The sequence below is a fragment of the Sideroxyarcus sp. TK5 genome, from assembly GCF_054601595.1.
In genome coordinates, this window is sequence record NZ_BAAHSJ010000003.1 from 1 (window position 1) to 21992 (window position 21992).

Genomic DNA, 21992 nt, shown 5'->3' on the forward strand with positions numbered 1-21992 from the left:
GCCCGGGGGTAGCCTCTGAATCGAGCAGCCTGTTCAAGCACACGCACGACGTAGTTTCCCGAGATGCCGTGATCAACAGTTATATCCACGCTCTCATGGGTATAGTCGTCCGCCACAGTCAAACACTTCAGGCGTCTGGCATTCGCCAAACTGTCCATCACGAAATCGATACTCCACACTTCATTCGGTCGTGATGCTTGTGATAGCTTCGTGCGCTCGCCCATTGGCCGTTTAGCCTTCTTGCGTCGCTTCACGGACAGCTTGGCTTCGCTATACAAGCGCCACACGCGCTTGTGGTTCTCGTGACGACCTTCGGCACGTAGCAAGTCGTGGATGCGCCGATACCCAAAACGTCGCCGCTGATAGGCTAGTTCAACGATGCGTGCAGACAACTCCTGTGTCTCTGCATCCTTCGTTGGCGGTTCTCGCCAGCTTGTTCTGGATAGCCCCACAAGTCGGCATGCGCGCCGTTCTGACAGTTGGCATTGTTCGATCATTACGCCAATCGCCTTCCGTTTGACTTGTGGGGCTAGCGCTTTACGCCGAATGCCGTCTTGAGCGCTTCAATATCCAGATGGGCTTCAGCCAGTAGCTTCTTCAGCTTGTTGTTCTCGCCTTCCAGGTCGCGCAACCGCCGCGCCTCGCTTACATCCATTCCGCCAAACTTGGATCGCCATTTGTAAAAGCTGGCATCGCTGAATCCATGCTTACGGCATAGATCCGCTACAGGCATGCCTGCTTCTACTTCTTTGATGAACCCAATGATCTGTTCTTCGCTAAATCGACTCTTCTTCATTTCCGCCTCTCTTCAAAAGCGGACTTTACTAACTTCTAGATGGTACGGTCTATAGGGAGCAGGTCACCAGCGCAGACCGCTCAAAGCGCGCTACAAACGATTTTCAGGATGTCGGCAAGGGGTAGGCCTGGGACGAAAGTCCCGGGCCTTATTTCTTGCTGGTCTTCTTGGCTGCCGGTTTTTTGGCAGTTGGCTTCTTTGCGGTGGTTTTCGCGGTCGTGGACTTGGCGGTGCTGGCCTTTTTCACCGCAGGTTTCTCGGCAGCAGTTTTGGCTGTGGCCTTCTTGGCCGTGCTCTTGGGTTTGGCGGCGGGTTTTTCTTCCGCCGTTTCCTTGGTCTTCTTGTTAGTCGCGGCTTTCTTTGTCGCTGCCTTTTTCACCGTCTTGCCCGAGCCGCCCTTCGCTGCTTTGGCGGCGATCATCTCCAGCGCTTCTTCCAGCGTCACCGCTTCCGGCGTCACGTCCTTGGGCAGGGTGGCGTTGATCTTGCCATGGCGCACGTAAGGACCATAGCGTCCGCTGCACACTTCGATGGGAGCCTTGTCGTCCGGGTGTTCGCCCAAGGTGCGCAGCACGGCGGCGCCGCCGGTCTTGGCTTGCGCCAGCAGTTCCACGCAGCGCTCGAGGCCGATGTCGAAGATGCTGTCGGTCTTGGGGATGGATTTGAATTTGCCGTCGTGGCCGATGTAAGGACCGAAGCGACCGATGTTGACGATGACCTTCTTGCCGGTCTCGGGGTGAGCGCCGACTTCTCTTGGAAGCGAGAGCAGCTTTAGCGCGGAGCCAAGGTCGGCGTTCTCCAGCGGCAGTTCTTTGGGCCAGGAGACGCGCTTGGGTTTGGTTTTTGCGCCCTCTTCCATCTCGCCGAGTTGCACGTAAGGACCATAGGGGCCGCGCAACAACAGCACGATCTGGTTGGTCTCGGGATGGTGACCGAGCTCACGGCGTGCTTCGCCTGCATCCTCTTCGACCAGGCTGCGGGTGTAGTCGCACTCAGGATAGCCGGTGCAACCGATGAAGCTGCCGCGCTTACCGAGACGCTTGGAGAGCGGCTTGCCGCACTTGGGACAGGCTTCTTCCAGCACTTCAGTGCCGGGGCGATCGACGTCTTTCTTCGAGACTATGAGTTTGTTGAAGCCCTTCCAGAACTCATCCAGCACGGGAATCCAGTCGCGCTTGCCTTCCGAGATGTCATCCAGCTCGTCTTCGAGGTTGGCGGTGAAACCGTAATCGACGTAGCGCGTGAAGTGCTCGTTGAGGAACTTGATCACCACGCGGCCCACGTCGGTAGGCATGAAGCGTTTCTTGTCGAGCGTGGCGTATTCGCGCGCCTGCAAGGTGGAGATGATGGTGGCGTAAGTGGAAGGACGGCCGATGCCGTATTCTTCCAGCGCTTTCACCAGGCTGGCTTCGGAGTAGCGCGGCGGCGGCTGGGTGAAGTGTTGTTCGCCGTAGAGCTTGTCGATGGGCAGCACATCGCCTTCTGCGAGCGGCGGCAGCTTGGCGCTGTCCTCTTCCTCGGCATCGTCCACGTCTTCCATGTACACGCCGATGAAGCCGGGGAACACCAGTGTCTGTCCGCTGGCGCGGAACAGGGTGTCGTCGCTGCTCAAACGGATATCAACGCTCACGGTGTCGAAACGCGCGGGCGACATCTGGCAGGCCAGCGTGCGCTTCCAGATCATCTCGTACAGACGCAACTGGTCGATGTTCAGGTGGTCGCGCAGGCTGTCTGGTGTGCGCAGGATGGAGGTGGGGCGGATGGCTTCGTGCGCTTCCTGCGCGTTCTTGGCCTTGCTCTTGTAAACGGGCTGTTTGGCGGGCAGGTACTCGGCGCTGAAGTTGTCGCCGATGTACTGGCGGATCTCGGCGACGGCTTCGTTGGCGAGATTCACCGAGTCGGTACGCATGTAGGTGATGAGACCGATGGTTTGGCCGCCGATGTCAACACCTTCGTACAGCGATTGTGCGGTGCGCATGGTGCGTTCCGAGGTCATGCCCAGCTTGCGCACGGCTTCCTGTTGCAGGGTCGAGGTGGTGAACGGTGCGGCCGGGCTGCGCTGCTTGCCTTTCTTCTCCACGCGCACGACCTTGGGCGGCAATTTGGCATCGGCCAGCTTGGCGTGGATGGCGTCGTATTCGGCTTGGCTGCCTATACTGAGTTGTTCCAGCTTCTTGCCTTGGAACTGGAACAGCTTGGCCTTGAACGGGATGCTGTTCTTTTGGCTATCCAGATGCACCGACCAGTATTCCTGGCACTTGAATTTCTCTATCTCCAGTTCGCGCTCGACGATGAGACGCAGCGCGGGGCTCTGCACGCGACCGGCGGAAAGACCGGGGCGGATCTTGCGCCACAGCAGCGGCGACAGGTTGAAGCCGACCAGGTAATCAAGCGCGCGGCGCGCCTGCTGGGCGTTGACCAGCGGCATGGAGATTTCCCTGGGTTTTGTGATGGCTTCTCGGACGGCACTTTGGGTGATCTCGTAAAAGACGACGCGCTGCATGTTCTTGCTTCTGAGTGCGCGCTTACTTTTAAGTAATTCCGCAATATGCCAAGCTATCGCCTCACCCTCGCGATCCGGGTCGGGAGCCAGGTAGATGTTGTCCGCTACAGCAGCAGCTTTCGCAATGGCGTCGACATGCTTGGAATTTCGAGCGATTGTTTCGTAATCCATGGCATAACCGTTATCTACGTCAACAGCACCATTCTTCGGTACGAGGTCGCGCACATGACCATACGAGGCCAACACCTCAAAGTCCTTGCCAAGATATTTTTTGAGTGTCTTAGCCTTGGCGGGAGACTCAACTATTAGCAGATTGGTTGCCATAGGCGGATTCTAGTGTAGTGGTGTTGTGCCGGAAGGCGTAAGCAGGTCTTCGATCAACATGGGGTCCAGCTCCTCATGCTGGCTCCATAACACCATGAGCATGATGAGTTTGACTTTGTCCAACTGAAGGCCTTCCCGATCGAGTGCGACAGCCCGGTCGATGATCATTTCCCGCTCGATGGGGGATATGAACTTGTTGTGCTCCCAGAACCTCAGGAATTGAAGGGCTTCAGAGCTGATGCGCTTCTGTTCGTAATCGGAATATAGCCGAAAGCCACTGTGATTGATGCTGTCGGGATACTTTGCCTGGGTAAGCTGCTGCAAGCCGGACAGCCAGAGCAAGGCTTGATTGATATCCTCTTCCTCAAACCCGGCAGCAGTGAGCTTCAGCGAAAGTTTGTCGTGATCGGGATAGCTGCCGAGATCGAAATAACTCTCGAACAGGAATAGAAGGATATCGAACATGAAATATGGATATTAGGAGATGCGTTGATACAACCCGCCGGGCAGACAAGCGATATGCCCGTCAAGTTCAAGTTGCAACAGGATGGCTGATAGCTCGCTTATCGTCAAGCCGCTACGCAGCGCGAGCGCTTCAGCATCTATGGGGTCGTAGCCAAGGTGATCGAACAGAGGATGCTCAACGGAGGAGTCGTTCGAAGGACCGTCATGAATGGAAATACCGAGCTCATCCAAGATGTCATTAATCCCCTCCACCAGTTTTGCACCTTGTTTGATCAGCGCGTGGCAACCCCGTGCATGGGGGGAATGGATGGACCCCGGGATGGCGAATACATCCTTACCTTGCTCCGCCGCCAGACGGGCAGTTATCAGAGAGCCGCTCTGGATAGAGGCCTCAACGACCAGACAACCAAGGCCAAGTCCACTGATGATACGGTTACGGCGGGGAAAGTTTGCCGCCAAAGGCGGCGTGCCAAGAGGGAACTCGGAAACGATGGTTCCGGACTGGGCGAGCGTGTGTGCCAGATCCCGGTTTGAAGCGGGATAGACCTTATCAAGCCCGGTGCCGACCACAGCAATACTCGCGGCACGTCCTTTGAGACCGCCGATATGCGCTGCTGTGTCTATGCCCTGTGCCAAGCCACTGACAACACACAGGCCCGCTTCCGAAGCAGCGCGAGCGAACGCTTCTGCGTTGCGTACTCCCTGCGATGAAGCATTGCGGCTTCCAACGATGGACAAAGCAGGTGCATTCAACAAATCGAGCCTGCCTTTAACAAACAGCAACAAAGGCGGGTCTGAAATGTTCAAAAGAGATTTTGGGTACTCCTCGTCGGCGATAGTGACGACATGGTTAAGCCCGTCATCCAGCCAAGCAGAGACAGTATCGACAAGAGAGGGATCGAAGTCTGCAGAGATCGATCGTGCGACAGCAGGTTTTACATAAGGGGAAAGCGCGGCAAGCGGTTGATCGAAGACGGCCGTTGGTGAACCGAATACCGATAACAGCCTGCGCTGGCTTTCGAGGCCCAGCCCCGGAACCGTGCAGAGCCGGAGCCAAGCAACGAGACCAGAGTCAACGGCCATCTATTCCGGGTTGCGGGCGCTATCCAGGAGCTGCACCGGTAGTTTGGTTTCCATGACCAAGGCATATGAGACCTTGTTGAATACACGGAATACCATGACCAAACCATAGCGCATATCCGGGAGATTGATATTGGGTGTGAACCAGCCTTTCGTTCTTATAACCTCGCCCTTTTGATACAGCCCGAGGATGTGGCCGACTTCGAGACCGTCACGTCGGCCTTTGTTCAGCGTGATAACCGCATGTTGACCGGCTTGTTGCACGCCACCGTAGATCGAGATGACCTTGGCGGATATCTGATCCTCAGGAGCATGCGGCAGATAATTGGGGCTGAAACCGGTGGCCGCCTGGGCAAAATAATCGCCTTTGTTGATCTCCAGGATCGCATTGGTGATGCGCAAGGTGCTGGGATCACCGAACTTTTCAACGTTTGCGTCACCGAGATAAAGAACCTCTTGTCCAAGTTCTTCATCCGTATCGGGATCGACGAACTTCACATTCGGGCGATAGATTTGCCACTGTGAACCTTTGTCCGAAGGCAAGTTCTGCGCGTATGCCAAATCATTGACGGACAGCAGCGTGCGTTGTTCATAGGTTCCAACCAACTTGGGAGCCTCATCCAGCTCTTCCTCGTCGACCACCAGTGGGCGTTGCAAAAACGAGGCAATCACATCTAGCGGGATAGCTGGGATCGCCTCGGTGTTCTGGGCCACAACACGCACTTTAGGCTCGAGCTTGACGATATTCGACGGGGTAACGGGCTCAGGTGCAACCGCAGGCGGGGTTGTGGTCAATGTCCCCGTGGTGCGATCCAGATACACCAGGTCGCCGGGATAAATCCAATGCGGATCCTTGATGGCTTGTTTATTCAAAGCCCATATCTCGGGCCATTTCCACGGGTCTTTGAAAAACATCGCCGAGATGTCCCACAAAGTATCGCCATTGACGACGACATAGCGATCCGGCGCATCTTCGCGGATCTGCAATATGTCTGCGGAGGCAACGATGGGCAACAGAAAGCAAATCAGCGATATAATCTTGCGCATGGAAAACCCCAGCAAAGTAATGAAATGCGGTGCAAAGTTTGTGCACCTGTTTAAATTCTGCATCTAGTCTCTTAAGTTGGCAAGCATTTATGGCGTTACTACCCATTATCAAATATCCAGATCCACGGCTGCATAAGGTGGCCAAGCCGGTTGCTACGGTGACCCAGCAGACTCGGAAGTTGATCAAGGATATGAGTGAAACGATGTATGCCGCACCAGGTATCGGACTCGCTGCGACCCAGATTGATGTGCATGAGCAGATCGTCGTGATCGACGTGTCTGAAACCCACGACGAACTGAGAGTCTTCATCAATCCAGTCATCCTGGAGCTTGATGGTGTCGAGGAGAGCGAAGAGGGTTGCCTGTCGGTCCCGGGCATCTATGAGACCGTGAAACGGGCTAACCGGGTCAAGGTCCAGGCGCTGAACGAGAACGGCGAAACGTTCCAGCTGGAAGCAGATGGTCTGCTGGCGGTCTGCATCCAGCATGAGATCGACCATCTACAAGGCAAGGTGTTCGTCGAGCATCTTTCCCATCTTAAACAAACCCGCATCCGCGCGAAGTTGAAGAAACAGCGGCGCGAGACGTTGTAGAACGCAACGTGGATATCATCTTTGCAGGAACGCCACATTTCGCGGCAAGCGCGCTGGCCGCCTTGCTGAAAACCAGGCACAAGGTACTGGCCGTGCTTACACAGCCAGACCGGCCGGCCGGCCGGGGCATGCAAATGACCGCAAGCCCGGTGAAAGAACTCGCGCTAGAACATGACCTCCCCGTACTGCAGCCCGCGTCCCTGAAGTCGGATGCCATACAGCAAACCTTGCGGGAGTTTCAGGCTGACGTCATGGTGGTGGCAGCCTATGGACTGATCCTTCCTGCCGCAGTACTGGACATCCCGCGTCTGGGCTGTCTGAACATCCACGCTTCATTGCTCCCTAAATGGCGTGGCGCAGCACCGATACAACGCGCCATCCTGGCCGGCGACACAGAGACCGGCATCACCATCATGCAAATGGATGTGGGGTTGGATACGGGAGATATGCTATTCAAGTATCCCTGCCCCATCCTGAATACGGATGATGCTCGGACCTTGCATGACAAGCTGGCGGACTTGGGTGCCTCCGGTATCGTCGAGGCTTTGCAACGGCTGGAGGATGGCGGTGTGCAACCGGAGAAGCAGGACGAAAGCAAAGCTTGCTACGCGGCAAAGTTGAGCAAGCAGGAGGCACTTATCGACTGGTCCGAGGATGCTGCTGTCCTGGAAAGGGCGGTGCGAGGCTACTATCCATTCCCCGTCGCACAAAGCGAGTTCAATGGAACGCCAATAAAAATACTGCGCGCCCGAACAGGGTTGAATGAAACAGCAAGTCCCGGAACGGTGTTGGCCGTGAACAAGAATGAAGTCGTGGTGGCATGCGGTCACGGCACATTGGCGCTGGAGGTGCTGCAAAAGCCGGGAGGGAAGCCATTGGCGGCGGCACAATTCGTGCAGGGGTTCCCGCTCAAGATCGGCGACAGATTCGGTGGCGGCCAGCCGTGAATGTCATCCAGACCGAGGCGGCCGGCATCGTTCAGCGTGTGATGGGCGGGGGAAATCTGGATCGGGCACTCGCCGACAGGCTGGCGGAGAACCCCGATTACACACCGCAGCAAAGAGGGGCGCTTCAGGATTTGAGTTACGGCACGGTCCGCTACCACTCGCGCTTGGCGTTCATGTTGGGAAAACTACTCGAGCGGCCTCCCCGCGATAAGCTGGTGTCGTACCTGTTGCTGGTAGCCTTGTACCAACTGGAATACAGCAAAGCCGGATCGCATGTGATCGTCGACCAAGCTGTGCGCGCGGCGAAGAGATTCAAGTCACCGGTCAGCGGTATGGTAAATGCCGTTCTTCGCAATTTCCTGCGTCAGCGCGAGAGTCTTCGCAAGGCAGCCGAGGCGGAGAAAGCGAGCCGCTATGCTTATCAGGACTGGTGGATACAAGAGATAGAACAACAGTACGGCGAACGCTCGACCAGCATCCTGCAGGCTGGCAACACGCACCCGCCGATGACGCTGAGAGTCAATCGACGACTCGCGACAACCCAGAACTATATGGCATTGCTGGATACGGCGGGGATCAAAGTGCAGAGTGTGACAGCAGAAGCGCTGCTGCTCGCCCGACCGACACCGGTGGACCGTATACCCAAGTTCGCCGAAGGTTGGGTGTCGGTGCAGGATGCGGGGGCGCAGTGCGCGGCGTCGATAATCGGAGTCGAGGATGGCATGCGCGTACTCGACGTCTGTTCTGCACCGGGCGGCAAAGCGATGCATATGCTGGAGCGCGCGGACATCGAACTTGTGGCTATGGACAAGGATGATCAGCGGCTGGACAGGGTCAGGCAGAACCTGCGCAGGGAAAAGCTGAACGCGGAAGTCATTTGCGGAGATGCCGCGCAACCAGGCGCATGGTGGGACGGCAAGCCGTTCCAGCGCATACTCGCGGACGTGCCTTGTTCGGCCTCTGGGGTCGTGCGTCGGCATCCCGATATCAAGTGGTTGAGAAGACCTGCTGACATTGCAGAGTTCGCCAGACAACAGCTCGGCATACTTCAAGCTGTTTGGCCGTTACTGGATTCGGGTGGTAAATTGCTTTACGCCACCTGTTCGGTATTCAGGCAGGAGAACCAGGAGGTTGTCGAACGGTTCCTGGCTACACATGTGGATGCGCATCAGGAGACTATCGAGCTGCCTTTTGCAAACGAACCGCCCGGACAATTGTTACCCTGCGACCAGCACGATGGATTCTTCTATGCCTTGCTGCGCAAAGATGACTAGAGCACTGATGCGAAGCCTCTGCGCCTTGGGACTGATCCTTGGCGCAGCGAACGCTATTGCGGACGGCATCGAGGTAAAAAAAGCAGAAGCGCGGCTGACCAGCGAGGGTTATTTGGTCTCCGCAGATTTCGAGATCCGGTTGCCTCCGCCGGTAGAGGAGGCTCTGAAGCGGGGGGTGACGCTGTATTTTGAAAGCGAACTGTCGGTACACCGTTCGCGCTGGTACTGGATGGACAGCGAGATCGCCACCCACACACAGACCAGCAAACTTTCGTTCAACACACTGACCCAGCAATATCGCCTGACCCGCGGCGGTTTGTATCAGAGCTTCCTGTCCCTGCCGGATGCCTTGCGTATCCTGGGGAGGCAAGTCGCGCCGCCGATAGAAGTTTCTCGTCTTGATATGTCCGGTGGCGGTTATTTTTCCAGGCTGGTAAAGAAAGGCAGTCAGGTTGGCGCAACCGCCTGGATGAGTCTGGATATCACGCAATTGCCGAAACCGATGCAGTTGAACGCGCTGACCAGCGACCAATGGAAAGTCGAATCGGAACGCTTTCACTGGGATATCAGCCCTGAGCCCCCAGCAGAAGAAGGTGCGCAATGAAGTACCTGGTCCTGTTCTCCAGCATCATCGGGGTCATCCTGCTCTATTTGTTGTCCACTGCGAGCGGGAACACGGATCTGTATGCAGCCAACTACTTCACCCTGCTGCTATTGACGGGAACACTGGCGTTCGGACTCCTTGTGCAGGTGGTCTATCAGTTCTGGCAACTGAAGAACAAGCTGCGCGACCAAGTGTACGGTGCCAGGCTTACTTTGCGTCTGGCGATGTTCTTTTCGTTGATAGCCGTATTGCCGGGCATGCTGGTCTATGCGGTATCAGTACAGTTCCTGGGCAAGAGCATCGAATCATGGTTCGATGTGCGCGTCGAGAAGGCATTGGAGGGCGGCCTGAATCTCGCACGCAGTACCTTGCAGAACGGGCTGGATGAATTGGGAAGGAAAGGCCAGTTCGTGGCATTGATCCTTGCGGACCAATCTCCGGAGCGGCATGGTGAAACCCTGGCCCGCTTCGTATCCGAAGGCGGTACCCAGGAGGCGGCAGTATTCGACAATGGCGGAAGGCTTTCCGCATATGCCAGCAGCAGGAATGTCGAACGCATAGAGTCTCCCACCCCCGACATGCTGCGTGAAGTGTGGAAAGCAGGCCGATATAGCCAGGCGGATGCCTTGCCGGATGGCCGATTGGTTTTGAGGGTCATCGTACCTATCCGTTCGATGGATAACGCGCGGCGTGTATTGCAATTCGCGCAACCTGTGGCAGAACGGCTGGCCGCAGATGCGGAGACGGTTCAGGGTGTCTATGGCGATTATCAGCAGTTGAGCCTGTCCAGGGTAGGGCTCAAACGACTGTATGGCATCACACTGACACTTTCACTGTTGATCGTTCTGCTGAGTGCGATTTCGGCAGCGTTCTACTTGAGCGCAAAACTGAGCGCGCCGCTGGCGGCTTTGGCCGAGGGGACAAGAGCCGTGGCGAAAGGGGATTTCAGCAGCAGTTATCCGGTGCAGAGCAACGATGAGCTAGGCGGATTGACAGCGCTGTTCAACCAGATGACTTCGCAACTGTCGGCGGCGAAGACCCTGGGTGAACAGCAACAGCAGCAAGTTGCCGATGCAAAGGCACACTTGGAAAGCGTCCTGGGTCACTTGTCGTCCGGCGTGCTGGTTCTGGATGAACATTTGATGCTGCGCTCGGCCAATGCCAGCGCTGGGCAGATACTCGGCTTGCCGGCTGCAGAGATGCATGGGAAGAACATCCTGAGTCTGGCCGAAGAGCATGGCCTGCTAAAACCGTTCTTGCTTGCTATCGAACAAGGCATCGCGTCGAGTCCGCAGCAAGTGTGGCAGCGCCAGATCGAGCGTATGAGCAAGGATGGCGATCAGGTGCTGCTGTTGCGCGGAACGCGGTTGGCAGGAGACGCAAACAGGGGCTATGTCATGGTGTTCGACGACATCACCCATCTGCGGCAGGCCGAGCGTCAAGCTGCATGGGGCGAGGTCGCCCGACGCCTCGCACATGAGATCAAGAACCCGCTGACACCGATCCAGCTCTCGGCAGAACGCCTGCAACATAAACTTGCAGATCGACTCGATGAGAAAGATGCACAACTGCTCCTGCGTGCAACGCAGACCATAGTCAGCCAGGTAGCCGCGATGAAGAACATGGTCTCAGACTTTGCCGATTACGCTCGCGCACCGGCCGCGCGTCTGACACCGCTGGACCTGCACCAGTTGCTGAACGAGATACTGGGTTTGTATGAAGCGAACAGCAGCCCTATCCAAGTCAAACTGGAGGCCCGTCAAACCATGATCAATGGCGACGCGACGCGCTTGCGACAGGTGGTACACAACCTGTTGCAGAATGCGCACGATGCATTGCAGCAGGTGCAAGACAGGCTGATCACCCTGTCCACCGCAGACGAGAAGAACGGCATGCTCAGATTGTCAGTGGAAGACAACGGAAGCGGTTTTCCGGAGCAGTTCCTCGCGAAGGCATTCGAACCTTACACAACGACCAAAGCCAGGGGGACGGGGCTGGGGTTGCCCATAGTAAAGAAGATCGTGGAAGAACACGGCGGCAGCATCAACATTCAGAACAGGCCACAGGGCGGAACGTGCGTAAACATCTTGTTGCCGGTGCTGGAAAAAAAGACTGGGAGAGTGGTATGACAAGCAAGACCATCATGATCGTGGACGACGAGGCAGGCATACGCGAGCTGCTATCCGAAATCCTTTACGACGAGGGCTATGGGGTGCTATTGGCCGAGAACGCGCAAGAAGCGCGCAAGCTGATCGAACAGGGGCCCGATGTCGTGCTGCTGGATATCTGGATGCCCGACACGGACGGCCTCACTCTGCTCAAGGAATGGGTGGCACAGGAACGACTGACGATGCCGGTCATCATGATGTCGGGGCACGGCACCATAGAGACCGCCCTGGAAGCGACCCGCATCGGTGCGGTGGATTTCCTGGAAAAACCCATCGCCCTGAAAAAGCTGCTGGCGACGATCGCACAGACTTTGAAGCCGCAACAAGCCATGGCCGACAAATCCGGGAGCAAGCTGGAATCACAAGACGGCAAACGAGATGGCAACGTGAAACTGGAATTACCACTGGATCTGCCGTTCCGGGAGGCGCGCGAACATTTCGATACGGCCTATCTCAACTATCATCTTGAAATGGCCAAGGGGAATATTGCCAGTCTTGCGGATAAAATCGGCCTGGAGCGTACGCATTTGTACCGAAAACTCAAGCAATTGGGCATAAAACCGCCCAAAAAGAACGGGGGCTGAAGCAAAAGCTATTCCCAATCAACAGCCAGGGGCATTGTCGAGTTGCTCAGGCAATGGGCGCTGAGGCATAATCGCCCTTCTTTAATGTAGTGTCTCGTGCTTAATCGCCACAAAGTCTTTTCGGAGGAGAACGGAAATGTCAGCAACACGCAGTGTAACGCCACCAAAATATAACGACATCACAGGTGCGATCCGCATGCTGGCGGTGGATGCAGTGCAGAAGGCAAATTCTGGCCACCCGGGCGCGCCGATGGGCATGGCAGAGATCGCCGACGTATTGTGGAACCACCATCTTCGTCACAACCCCGCAAATCCGAAATGGCCGAATCGTGACCGCTTCATACTGTCCAACGGTCACGGCTCCATGCTCATCTATGCATTGCTGCACCTGTCCGGTTACGACCTGCCGATCGAAGAACTGAAGCGCTTCCGCCAGATGCACTCCAGGACCCCGGGTCACCCCGAGTACGGTTACACCCCCGGCGTCGAGACCACCGGCGGTCCGCTGGGCCAGGGCATCACCAATGCCGTGGGTATGGCGATGGCCGAAAAGCTGCTGGCAGCCGAATTCAACAAGCCGGGTCACGAGATCGTCGATCACCGCACCTATGTGTTCCTCGGTGACGGATGCATGATGGAAGGCATCTCCCATGAAGCCTGTGCGCTGGCCGGTACTTGGGGCCTGGGCAAGCTGACCGCGTTCTGGGACGACAACAACATCTCCATCGACGGCCACATCGACGGCTGGTATACCGACGACACTGCCAAGCGCTTCGAAGCCTATGGCTGGCACGTCATCGCCGACGTGCAGGGTCACGATTCCGAAGCGATCGACGCTGCCATCAAGGCCGCGCATGCTGTGACCGACAAGCCGACCTTGATCTGCTGCAAGACCGTCATCGGCGCTGGTTCCCCTAACAAGCAAGGTACCCACGATGTGCACGGCGCGGCACTGGGCGATGCGGAAGTTCAAGCGACCCGCGAGCACATCGGCTGGAAGTATCCCCCGTTCGAGATTCCTGCTCACGTGTACGAGGCATGGGATGCCCGTACCAAGGGCGAAGGGCTGGAGAAGTTGTGGAACAACAAGTTCGCTGAATACAAGAAAGCGTTCCCCAAGGAAGCAGCCGAGTTCGAGCGCCGCATCAAGGGCGACCTGCCGGCCAACTGGGCCGAGCATGTGGCCAAGGCCATCGAGGCGGTGAATGCCAAGGGCGAGACCATCGCTACCCGCAAGGCTTCGCAGAACGCGATCAATGCGCTGCAACCGGCACTGCCCGAGTTCCTCGGCGGTTCCGCCGACCTGACCGGTTCCAACCTGACCAACTGGACGGGTGCGCACCACGTTTCCGGCAAGAAGCCCGGCAACTACATCAGCTACGGCGTGCGCGAATTCGGTATGGCGCACATCATGAACGGCATGGCCCTGCACGGCGGTTTCCTGCCGTTCGGTGGCACCTTCCTGATGTTCTCGGAATATGCGCGCAACGCGTTGCGCATGTCCGCGCTGATGAAGCAGCGCGTGATCTATGTGTTCACCCATGACTCCATCGGTCTGGGCGAAGACGGCCCGACGCACCAGCCGGTCGAGCAGACCGCCACACTGCGCTATATTCCCAACATGGAAGTCTGGCGTCCGTGCGACACCGTGGAATCCATGGTGGCTTGGGCTTGTGCGGTCGAGCGTCGCGACGGCCCGTCCAGCCTGATCTTCAGCCGCCAGAACCTGGCGTTCCAGAAGCGCGATGCGGCGCAGATCGCTGCTATCCGCAAGGGTGCATATGTGCTGTCCGAAGCAGCTGGTGGCAAGCCGCAAGCGGTGATCATCGCCACCGGCTCCGAAGTGTCACTGGCATTGAGCGCACAAACAGCGCTGGCCGCTGAAGGTATCAACGTGCGCGTGGTGTCGATGCCGTCGACCAACGTGTTCGACAAGCAGGATCAGGCCTACAAGGACAGCGTGTTGCCCAAGGGCATCAAGCGCGTGGCGGTGGAAGCCGGCGTCACCGGCGGCTGGTACAAGTATGTACTGGACGGCGCAGTGGTCGGTATGGACACCTTCGGTGAATCCGCTCCGGCACCGGAACTGTTCAAGCACTTCGGCTTCACTACCGAGAACGTGGTCAAGGCCGTGAAGTCGGTACTGTAAGGCACAAGTTATCAATTACTATACGGGAGAGAAAAAATGGCAATCAAAGTTGGTATCAATGGTTTCGGACGTATCGGCCGCATGGCGTTCCGCGCGATCGCGAAGGACTTCCCCGAGCTGGAAGTGGTCGCCATCAACGACCTGCTGGACGCTGACTATCTGGCCTACATGCTGAAGTACGATTCCGTGCACGGCAATTTCAAGGGCGACATCAAGGTCGACGGCAACAACATGGTGGTGAACGGCAAGAAGATCCGCCTGACCGCCGAGACCGATCCTTCCAACCTGAAGTGGAGCGAAGTCGGTGCCGACCTGGTGCTGGAGTGCACCGGTTTCTTCCTGGACGAAGAAGGCTGCAAGAAGCACATCGCCGCAGGCGCCAAGAAGGTGGTGATCTCCGCCCCGTCCAAGGACAAGACCCCGATGTTCGTGTACGGCGTGAACCACACAAGCTACGCCGGCCAGGCCATCGTGTCTGCCGCCTCTTGCACCACCAACTGCCTGGCACCGGTCGCCAAGGTGCTGAATGACAACTGGGGCATCAAGCGTGGCCTGATGACTACCGTGCATGCTGCCACTGCGACGCAGAAGACCGTCGACGGCCCGTCCAAGAAGGACTGGCGTGGTGGCCGCGGTATCCTGGAGAACATCATCCCCTCCTCCACCGGCGCGGCCAAGGCAGTCGGCGTGGTGCTGCCGGAACTGAACGGCAAGCTGACCGGCATGGCGTTCCGGGTGCCGACCTCTGACGTTTCCGTGGTCGACCTGACCGTCGAGCTGAACAAGGAAGCCAAGTACGCCGACATCTGCGCCGCGATGAAAGCCGCTTCGCAGAACGGTGACATCAGCAAGACCTTGGGCTATACCGACGAGAAGGTGGTTTCCACCGACTTCCGCGGTTGCGGCTATTCCTCGATCTTTGACGCGGAAGCCGGCATCGCGCTGGACGGTACCTTCGTCAAGGTCGTGGCATGGTATGACAATGAGTATGGCTACACCTGCAACATGCTGCGCTTCGCGCTGCACGTCGCCAAGTAATCCGTACCGAACAAGGGCTGGCTGGTGCCGGCCCTTTCTGCATTCAAAGTCTGCAAGAAGGAAAAATCATGTCTGTGATCAAAATGACCGACCTGGATCTGAAGGGCAAACGCGTCCTGATCCGTTCCGACCTCAACGTGCCCGTCAAGGATGGCAAGGTGACTTCCGATGCGCGTATCAGCGCATCCATGGCAACCATCAATGCCGCCTTGAAGGCCGGTGCCAAAGTGATGGTGACATCTCACCTGGGCCGTCCAGAAGAAGGCGTCTTCTCCGAAGAGAACTCGCTGAAGCCGGTGGCCGATGACATCGCAAACAAACTGGGCAAGCCAGTGCGCCTGATCCGTGACTGGATCGATGGCGGTTTCGATGTCGCAGAAGGCGAACTGGTGCTGCTGGAGAACTGCCGTTTCAACAAGGGCGAAAAGAAGAGCACTGAAGAGCTGGCAAAAAAATACGCCGCCCTGTGTGACGTGTTCGTGATGGACGCGTTCGGTACTGCTCACCGTGCCGAAGCTTCCACCCATGGCGTGGCCAAGTTCGCGCCGGTCGCTGCGGCCGGCATCCTGCTGACCGAAGAGCTGGAAGCGCTGACCAAGGCATTGCTCAACCCGGCCCGTCCGATGGTCGCTATCGTTGGCGGTTCCAAGGTCTCCACCAAGCTGACCGTGCTGGAATCCCTGTCCGAGAAATGCGAACAACTGGTGGTCGGTGGAGGTATCGCCAATACCTTCATCAAGGCGACCGGGGGCAATGTCGGCAAGTCCCTGTGCGAGGATGATCTGATCCCGACCGCACAGGCACTCATCGAAAAAATGAAACAACGCGGTGCCAATATCCCCATCGCGGTGGACGTGGTATGCGGCAAGAAATTCGATGCCAACGAGCCGGCTGTGCTGAAGGATGTGGGTGAAGTGGCCGATGACGACATGATCTTCGATATCGGCCCCAAATCCGCACAGGAATTGGCCGACATCATCATGAAGGCGGGCACCGTGGTGTGGAACGGTCCGGTAGGCGTGTTCGAGTTCGACCAGTTCGGCGCAGGCACCAAGAAGATCGCCGAAGCGATCGCCAACACCAGTGCATTCACGCTGGCTGGCGGTGGCGACACCATCGCTGCGATCCAGAAGTACGACATCTTCGACAAGGTGTCGTACATATCCACTGCAGGCGGTGCGTTCCTGGAATTCCTCGAAGGCAAGACTTTGCCTGCCGTGGCCATCCTGGAAGAACGTGCAAAGCAGTAAAACGTAACGTCACCTGCATCCCCGAAGGAGAGAGAGGGATGCAGGGTAGTACGAGAGAATCGATCAAGGAAATCATGCTGCGCAGAACAAAAATAGTAGCAACCCTGGGGCCGGCGACCAATGACTTGAAGTCGTTGACCGCGATCATACGTGCCGGCGTCGACGTCGTGCGCATGAACTTTTCGCACGGCACTGCCGAAGACCATCAGAAACGCGCCGAGATCGTGCGTGCCGCAGCTGCCACGGCGGGCCGCAAGGTCGGTATCCTCGCCGACCTGCAGGGTCCGAAGATCCGTGTGCGCAAGTTCGAGAACGACAAGATCGTGCTGAAGCCGGGCGACTCGTTCATTCTCGATGCCGCACTGGATGGTTTGGGCAATCAGGAACGCGTGGGTCTGGATTACAAGGAACTGCCGCAGGATGTGGAGATCGGCACGGTCCTGTTGCTGAACGACGGCATGCTGGAATTCCACGTCACCGGCGTTAAAGGTGCAGAAGTTCACTGCAACGTGGTACGTGGCGGGGTTCTGTCCAACAACAAGGGCATCAACCGCAAGGGCGGCGGACTCACCGCCCCAGCGCTGACCGACAAGGACAAGGAAGACATCAAGACCGCTGCACTGATCAAGGCGGATTTCCTGGCGGTCTCCTTCCCGCGTTCGGCCGACGACATGAAGCTGGCACGCGAGCTGATGCACGCGGCGGGGGGCAAGAGCCTGCTGATCGCCAAGATCGAGCGTGCAGAGGCGATCCCAGTGCTGGGCGAGATCATCGAAGCTTCCGACGGCATCATGGTGGCGCGCGGTGATCTGGCGGTCGAGGTAGGCGATGCAGCAGTACCGGGTCTGCAGAAGAAGATGATCAAGCTGGCGCGTGCCAAGAACCGTCTGGTCATCACTGCCACCCAGATGATGGAATCGATGATCACGAATCCAATCCCGACCCGCGCGGAGGTATCCGATGTGGCGAACGCCGTGCTGGACGGGACGGATGCGGTGATGCTGTCAGCCGAAACCGCGGTCGGTGACTATCCGGTCGAGACGATCGAGTCCATGGCACGCATCTGTATCAATGCCGAAGGTGAGAGCGAGGAAAGCGCGGCGGATCGCAGACTGGTGACCAGCAAGTTCAGCCGTATCGACCAGTCCATCGCCATGTCCGCTCTATATGCCGCCTCGCACTTCAAGGTAAAGGCCATCGTCGCCCTGACCCAGTCGGGCTCGACGGCGTTGTGGATGTCCCGCAGCAGCGACACGACGCCCATCTTTGCGATGACGCCGATGGAAGCGACTTTGAGCAAAGTGACGTTGTTCAGCGGCGTGCACCCGATCGCTTTCGAATCGACCTCGGACGACCACTCGGTCACCCTGCGCCAGGCAGAGGACGAGTTGCTGCGCCAGAAGATGGTGCAGGAGGGCGACCTCATCGTGATGACGGTCGGCGAAGCCATCGGTAAAGCGGGTCACACCAACACCATGAAGATCGTGCGCGTCGGCGATCATCGCAAGAGTTAACGTTTCGTAATTTATCTCAGGAGGAAATAATGGCACTCGTATCCCTACGTCAACTTCTGGACCATGCAGCCGAGCACAGCTACGGCCTGCCTGCGTTCAACGTCAACAATCTGGAGCAGGTCAAGGCCATCATGGAAGCGGCTGATGAGACCAACAGCCCGGTCATCATGCAGGGTTCCGCCGGTGCGCGTAAATACGCGGGCGAGCCGTTCCTGCGTCACCTGATCGAAGCCGCAGTCGAGATGTACCCGCACATCCCCGTCGTGATGCACCAGGACCACGGCGCATCCCCGGCAGTCTGTATCAACGCCATCAAGTCCGGCTTCTCTTCCGTGATGATGGACGGTTCGCTGATGACTGACGGCAAGACACCCTCCAGCTTCGAATACAACGTCAACGTGACCCGTCAGGTCGTCGAGATGTCCCACGCAGTCGGCGTTTCCGTCGAAGGCGAACTGGGCTGCCTGGGCTCCCTGGAGTCCGGCCACGGTGAGAAGGAAGACGGCCACGGCGCCGAGGGCGTGCTGAGCCACGACCAGTTGCTGACCGACCCGAACGAAGCCGCCGAGTTCGTGAAGGCGACCCAGGTCGATGCACTGGCCATTGCTATCGGTACCTCCCACGGTGCGTACAAGTTCACCAAGCCGCCCACAGGCGACACGCTGGCGATCAGCCGTATCAAGGAGATCCATGCCCGCATCCCCAACACCCACCTGGTGATGCACGGTTCTTCTTCCGTTCCTCAAGAGTGGCTGGAGATCATCAACCAGTTCGGCGGCGCGATGCCCCAGACCTACGGCGTGCCGGTCGAAGAGATCGTCGAAGGAATCAAGCACGGCGTACGCAAGGTGAATATCGACACCGATCTGCGCATGGCTTCCACCGGCGCTACCCGTCGCTATCTGGCCAACAACCCCAAGGACTTCGACCCGCGCAAGTTCCTGGCCGAGACAACCAAGGCGATGAAGGCGATCTGCAAGGCACGTTACGAAGCCTTCGGTTCAGCTGGACAAGCCGGCAAGATCAAGCCGATCGCGCTGGATGCCATGGCAATGCGTTACATCAAGGGCGAACTGAACGCGATCGTGAAGTGATCGAACGCCTCAGCTAGCAAATAAAAAGCGACCTTCGGGTCGCTTTTTATTTGTCAGCCGATTGGATCTGTGACTGGGCGATCAGGTATTTTTCGAATTCCATGACCGCAGTCGATGACCGCTTGTCCTTGCGTTGCACGATGTACCAGTGCCGTACGATGGGAAAGCTGTCTACATCCAGAATGACGAGCCGGCCGGTCTCCAGTTCAAGCTCGATGCCGTGGCGGGAGATGATGCCGACCCCCATGCCCGCCTGAACCGATTGCTTGATCGCCTCGTTGGTGTCCATTTCCATGTGCGCGGGCAGAGGAAGTTTGTTGCTGTCGAAGTAGCGCTCAACCACACCGCGCGTACCGGAGCCCAGTTCGCGCAACAGGAAAGTCTCTTTGGCCAACTGATGCGCCTGGACATGCGTAATGCCAGCCAGTGCATGAGTGGGTGCAGCGATCACGACCATAGGATTTTGCAAAAACGGCTTGGCGACCATCTCAGTTCCGGCAGGCGGCTGGCCCATGATGGCAAGGTCGGCGATATTCTCGGAGAGTTGTTTGACGACCGCATCACGGTTGGCGACAGAAAGAGCGACTTGAATGCCGGGATGAAGCTGGATGAAGCTCGCCAGCAGCTGCGGCATGAAATAGTTGGCAGTGCTTACCACGGCGATATTCAGCTTCCCGCGCTCCATGCCTTTCATCGCATCGAAGCTGGACTCCAGCTCCTGCATCAACTGCAAAATGGTGCGCGCGTAATGCATCAACTCACGCCCGGCCTCGGTCAGGAACAGGCGTTTGCCTGCTTGCTCGAACAAGGGGATTCCGATAGTCTGCTCAGCCTGCTTTATCTGCATGGATACGGCAGGCTGCGACAGGAAGAGTTCTTCCGCAGCGCGCGAATGGCTCAGGTGGCGCGAGACACTTTCAAAGACCTGAAGTTGGCGCAAGGTGAGTGGCAGCATGATCGTCAAAGTTTAGTCCATAAGCATTTCTTATGCTACCGATAAAAATATTTGACTGTTATTTATGATAACGAATGCGTACAGTGCGTTTCGTTGCAAGAACACTTAAACGACAAGAGGAGAAAACAATGGATCAATCGAATCGTTATGCAAATCTGAACCTGAAAGAGGCAGATTTGATCGCCGGCGGTCGTCACCTGCTGGTTGCTTACAAGCTGATCCCGGCCAAGGGTTACGGCTTCCTGGAAGTGGCTGCTCACGTTGCGGCAGAGTCCTCCACCGGTACCAACGTGGAAGTGTCCACCACCGATGACTTCACACGCGGTGTCGACGCGCTGGTGTACGAAGTGGACGAGACCGCATTCGGTGACGATCCCGTCAAGGGCGGCGGTCTGATGAAGATCGCATACCCGGTCGAACTGTTCGACCCGAACCTGATCGACGGCCACTTCAACGTTTCCCACATGTGGTCCCTGATCCTGGGTAACAACCAGGGCATGGGCGACCATGTCGGCCTGCGCATGCTGGACTTCCTGGTTCCGGAGTGCATGATCAAGAAGTTCGACGGCCCAAGCGCCGGCATCAAGGACCTGTGGAAAGTGCTGGGCCGTCCGGAAGTGGACGGCGGCTACATCGCCGGTACCATCATCAAGCCGAAACTGGGCCTGCGTCCGGATCCCTTCGCCAAAGCCTGTTACGACTTCTGGCTGGGCGGCGACTTCATCAAGAACGACGAGCCGCAAGCCAACCAGCCGTTCTGCCCGATGGAAGTGGTCATCCCCAAGGTCGTGCAAGCGATGGACAAGGCCCAGCAGGAGACCGGTCAGGCCAAGCTGTTCTCGGCCAACGTGACTGCAGACTTCCACGGCGAGATGATCAAACGCGGCGAGTACATCCTCAGCGAGTTCGCCAAGATCGGCTCCGAGAAGCATGTCGCCTTCCTGGTGGACGGTTTCGTGACCGGCCCGGCTGGTGTGACCACCTGCCGTCGCCACTTCCCGGATACCTTCCTGCACTTCCACCGTGCGGGTCACGGTGCCGTGACTTCCTACAAGTCGCCGATGGGTATGGATCCGCTGTGCTACATGAAGATCGCTCGTCTGTCCGGCGCTTCCGGTATCCACACCGGCACCATGGGCTACGGCAAGATGGAAGGGCATGCCAAGGAGACCGTGCTGGCCTACATGCTGGAGCGTGACGAGTGCCAGGGACCTTACTTCTACCAGAAGTGGTACGGCATGAAGCCGACAGCACCGATCATCTCCGGCGGCATGAACGCGCTGCGCCTGCCAGGGTTCTTCAAGAACCTGGGCCACGGCAACGTGATCAACACCTGCGGCGGCGGCTCCTTCGGCCACATCGACAGCCCGGCAGCCGGCGGCATCTCCCTCGGCCAGGCTTACGAGTGCTGGAAGACCGGTGCGGACCCGATCGAATACGCGAAGACCCACAAGGAATTCGCCCGCGCGTTCGAGTCCTTCCCGAAAGACGGCGACAAGTTCTTCCCGGGATGGCGCGAGAAGCTGGGCGTACACAAGTAAGATCGCCCGGTCTATCGAAGCAATAAACGCGCCCCCACACGTTGGGGGCGTTTTTTTCCAGACGCC

17 protein-coding genes and 2 pseudogenes are annotated in these 21992 nt (G+C 57.7%); 13 read left to right on the forward strand and 6 right to left on the reverse strand.

From position 1 onward, the window contains the following. The 5 genes and pseudogenes from ACYPYQ_RS05870 to ACYPYQ_RS05890 all read right to left on the reverse strand — a co-directional run. A pseudogene (locus ACYPYQ_RS05870) lies at window positions 1-796 on the reverse strand (IS3 family transposase); the annotation flags it as partial. A gap of 148 nt (window positions 797-944) precedes the next feature. Then, the gene (gene topA, locus ACYPYQ_RS05875) at window positions 945-3623 is read right to left on the reverse strand and encodes a type I DNA topoisomerase (protein ID WP_459721227.1); all 2679 of its coding nucleotides are present in this window, start codon (window positions 3621-3623) and stop codon (window positions 945-947) included. A gap of 9 nt (window positions 3624-3632) precedes the next feature. After that, a complete protein-coding gene (locus ACYPYQ_RS05880; RefSeq protein ID WP_459721230.1) occupies window positions 3633-4088 on the reverse strand; it encodes a Smg family protein in 456 nt (151 codons plus the stop codon). Window positions 4089-4100: 12 nt separating this feature from the next. After that, a complete protein-coding gene (dprA, locus tag ACYPYQ_RS05885) occupies window positions 4101-5171 on the reverse strand; it encodes a DNA-processing protein DprA (protein WP_459721233.1) in 1071 nt (356 codons plus the stop codon). After that, window positions 5172-6215, reverse strand: coding sequence for a LysM peptidoglycan-binding domain-containing protein (locus ACYPYQ_RS05890; protein ID WP_459721236.1), 1044 nt, complete (start codon window positions 6213-6215; stop codon window positions 5172-5174). A gap of 89 nt (window positions 6216-6304) precedes the next feature. Between ACYPYQ_RS05890 and def the strand changes: the two genes are divergently transcribed. The 12 genes and pseudogenes from def (at window position 6305) to fba (ending at window position 19430) form a co-directional block, all read left to right on the forward strand. After that, entirely contained in the window at window positions 6305-6808 is a 504-nt protein-coding gene (gene def / locus ACYPYQ_RS05895) for a peptide deformylase (RefSeq protein WP_459721239.1), read from the forward strand. Between the two features lie 8 nt (window positions 6809-6816). Next, on the forward strand, window positions 6817-7755 hold the full coding sequence (gene fmt / locus ACYPYQ_RS05900; RefSeq protein ID WP_459721242.1) for a methionyl-tRNA formyltransferase: 939 nt from the start codon (window positions 6817-6819) through the stop codon (window positions 7753-7755). After that, window positions 7752-9029 carry a 16S rRNA (cytosine(967)-C(5))-methyltransferase RsmB gene (gene rsmB / locus ACYPYQ_RS05905; protein WP_459721245.1) on the forward strand — a complete coding sequence of 426 codons (1278 nt, stop codon included), beginning with the start codon at window positions 7752-7754 and terminating at the stop codon, window positions 9027-9029. Before fmt ends, rsmB begins: the two co-directional genes overlap by 4 nt. 7 nt (window positions 9030-9036) lie before the next feature. After that, window positions 9037-9633 carry a DUF4390 domain-containing protein gene (locus ACYPYQ_RS05910; RefSeq protein WP_459721248.1) on the forward strand — a complete coding sequence of 199 codons (597 nt, stop codon included), beginning with the start codon at window positions 9037-9039 and terminating at the stop codon, window positions 9631-9633. Beyond that, a complete protein-coding gene (locus ACYPYQ_RS05915) occupies window positions 9630-11762 on the forward strand; it encodes a sensor histidine kinase (RefSeq protein ID WP_459721250.1) in 2133 nt (710 codons plus the stop codon). Before ACYPYQ_RS05910 ends, ACYPYQ_RS05915 begins: the two co-directional genes overlap by 4 nt. After that, a pseudogene (locus tag ACYPYQ_RS05920) lies at window positions 11759-12127 on the forward strand (response regulator); the annotation flags it as partial. The gene ACYPYQ_RS05915 and the pseudogene ACYPYQ_RS05920, both read left to right, overlap by 4 nt. A gap of 3 nt (window positions 12128-12130) precedes the next feature. Then, window positions 12131-12385 (forward strand): helix-turn-helix domain-containing protein, encoded by a 255-nt coding sequence (locus tag ACYPYQ_RS05925; RefSeq protein ID WP_459722452.1) that lies wholly within the window; start codon window positions 12131-12133, stop codon window positions 12383-12385. Window positions 12386-12521: 136 nt separating this feature from the next. Further along, window positions 12522-14534, forward strand: a complete 2013-nt coding sequence (gene tkt, locus ACYPYQ_RS05930; RefSeq protein ID WP_459721253.1) for a transketolase — start codon at window positions 12522-12524, stop codon at window positions 14532-14534. A 36-nt stretch (window positions 14535-14570) separates the two neighbouring features. Next, entirely contained in the window at window positions 14571-15572 is a 1002-nt protein-coding gene (gene gap, locus ACYPYQ_RS05935) for a type I glyceraldehyde-3-phosphate dehydrogenase (RefSeq protein ID WP_459721256.1), read from the forward strand. Window positions 15573-15640: 68 nt separating this feature from the next. After that, window positions 15641-16822, forward strand: a complete 1182-nt coding sequence (locus ACYPYQ_RS05940) for a phosphoglycerate kinase (RefSeq protein ID WP_459721259.1) — start codon at window positions 15641-15643, stop codon at window positions 16820-16822. A 74-nt stretch (window positions 16823-16896) separates the two neighbouring features. After that, window positions 16897-18336, forward strand: coding sequence for a pyruvate kinase (gene pyk, locus ACYPYQ_RS05945; protein WP_459721262.1), 1440 nt, complete (start codon window positions 16897-16899; stop codon window positions 18334-18336). A gap of 29 nt (window positions 18337-18365) precedes the next feature. Further along, a complete protein-coding gene (gene fba, locus ACYPYQ_RS05950; protein WP_459721265.1) occupies window positions 18366-19430 on the forward strand; it encodes a class II fructose-bisphosphate aldolase in 1065 nt (354 codons plus the stop codon). A 46-nt stretch (window positions 19431-19476) separates the two neighbouring features. On the opposite strand, the gene ACYPYQ_RS05955 is transcribed toward fba, so the two are convergent. After that, entirely contained in the window at window positions 19477-20385 is a 909-nt protein-coding gene (locus ACYPYQ_RS05955; RefSeq protein WP_459721267.1) for a LysR family transcriptional regulator, read from the reverse strand. A 128-nt stretch (window positions 20386-20513) separates the two neighbouring features. Here ACYPYQ_RS05955 and ACYPYQ_RS05960 point away from each other — a divergent pair, with 128 nt between their 5' ends. Then, complete coding sequence (locus ACYPYQ_RS05960) at window positions 20514-21926, forward strand: ribulose-bisphosphate carboxylase (RefSeq protein ID WP_459721270.1); 1413 nt, start codon at window positions 20514-20516, stop codon at window positions 21924-21926. Window positions 21927-21992: the final 66 nt, after the last annotated feature.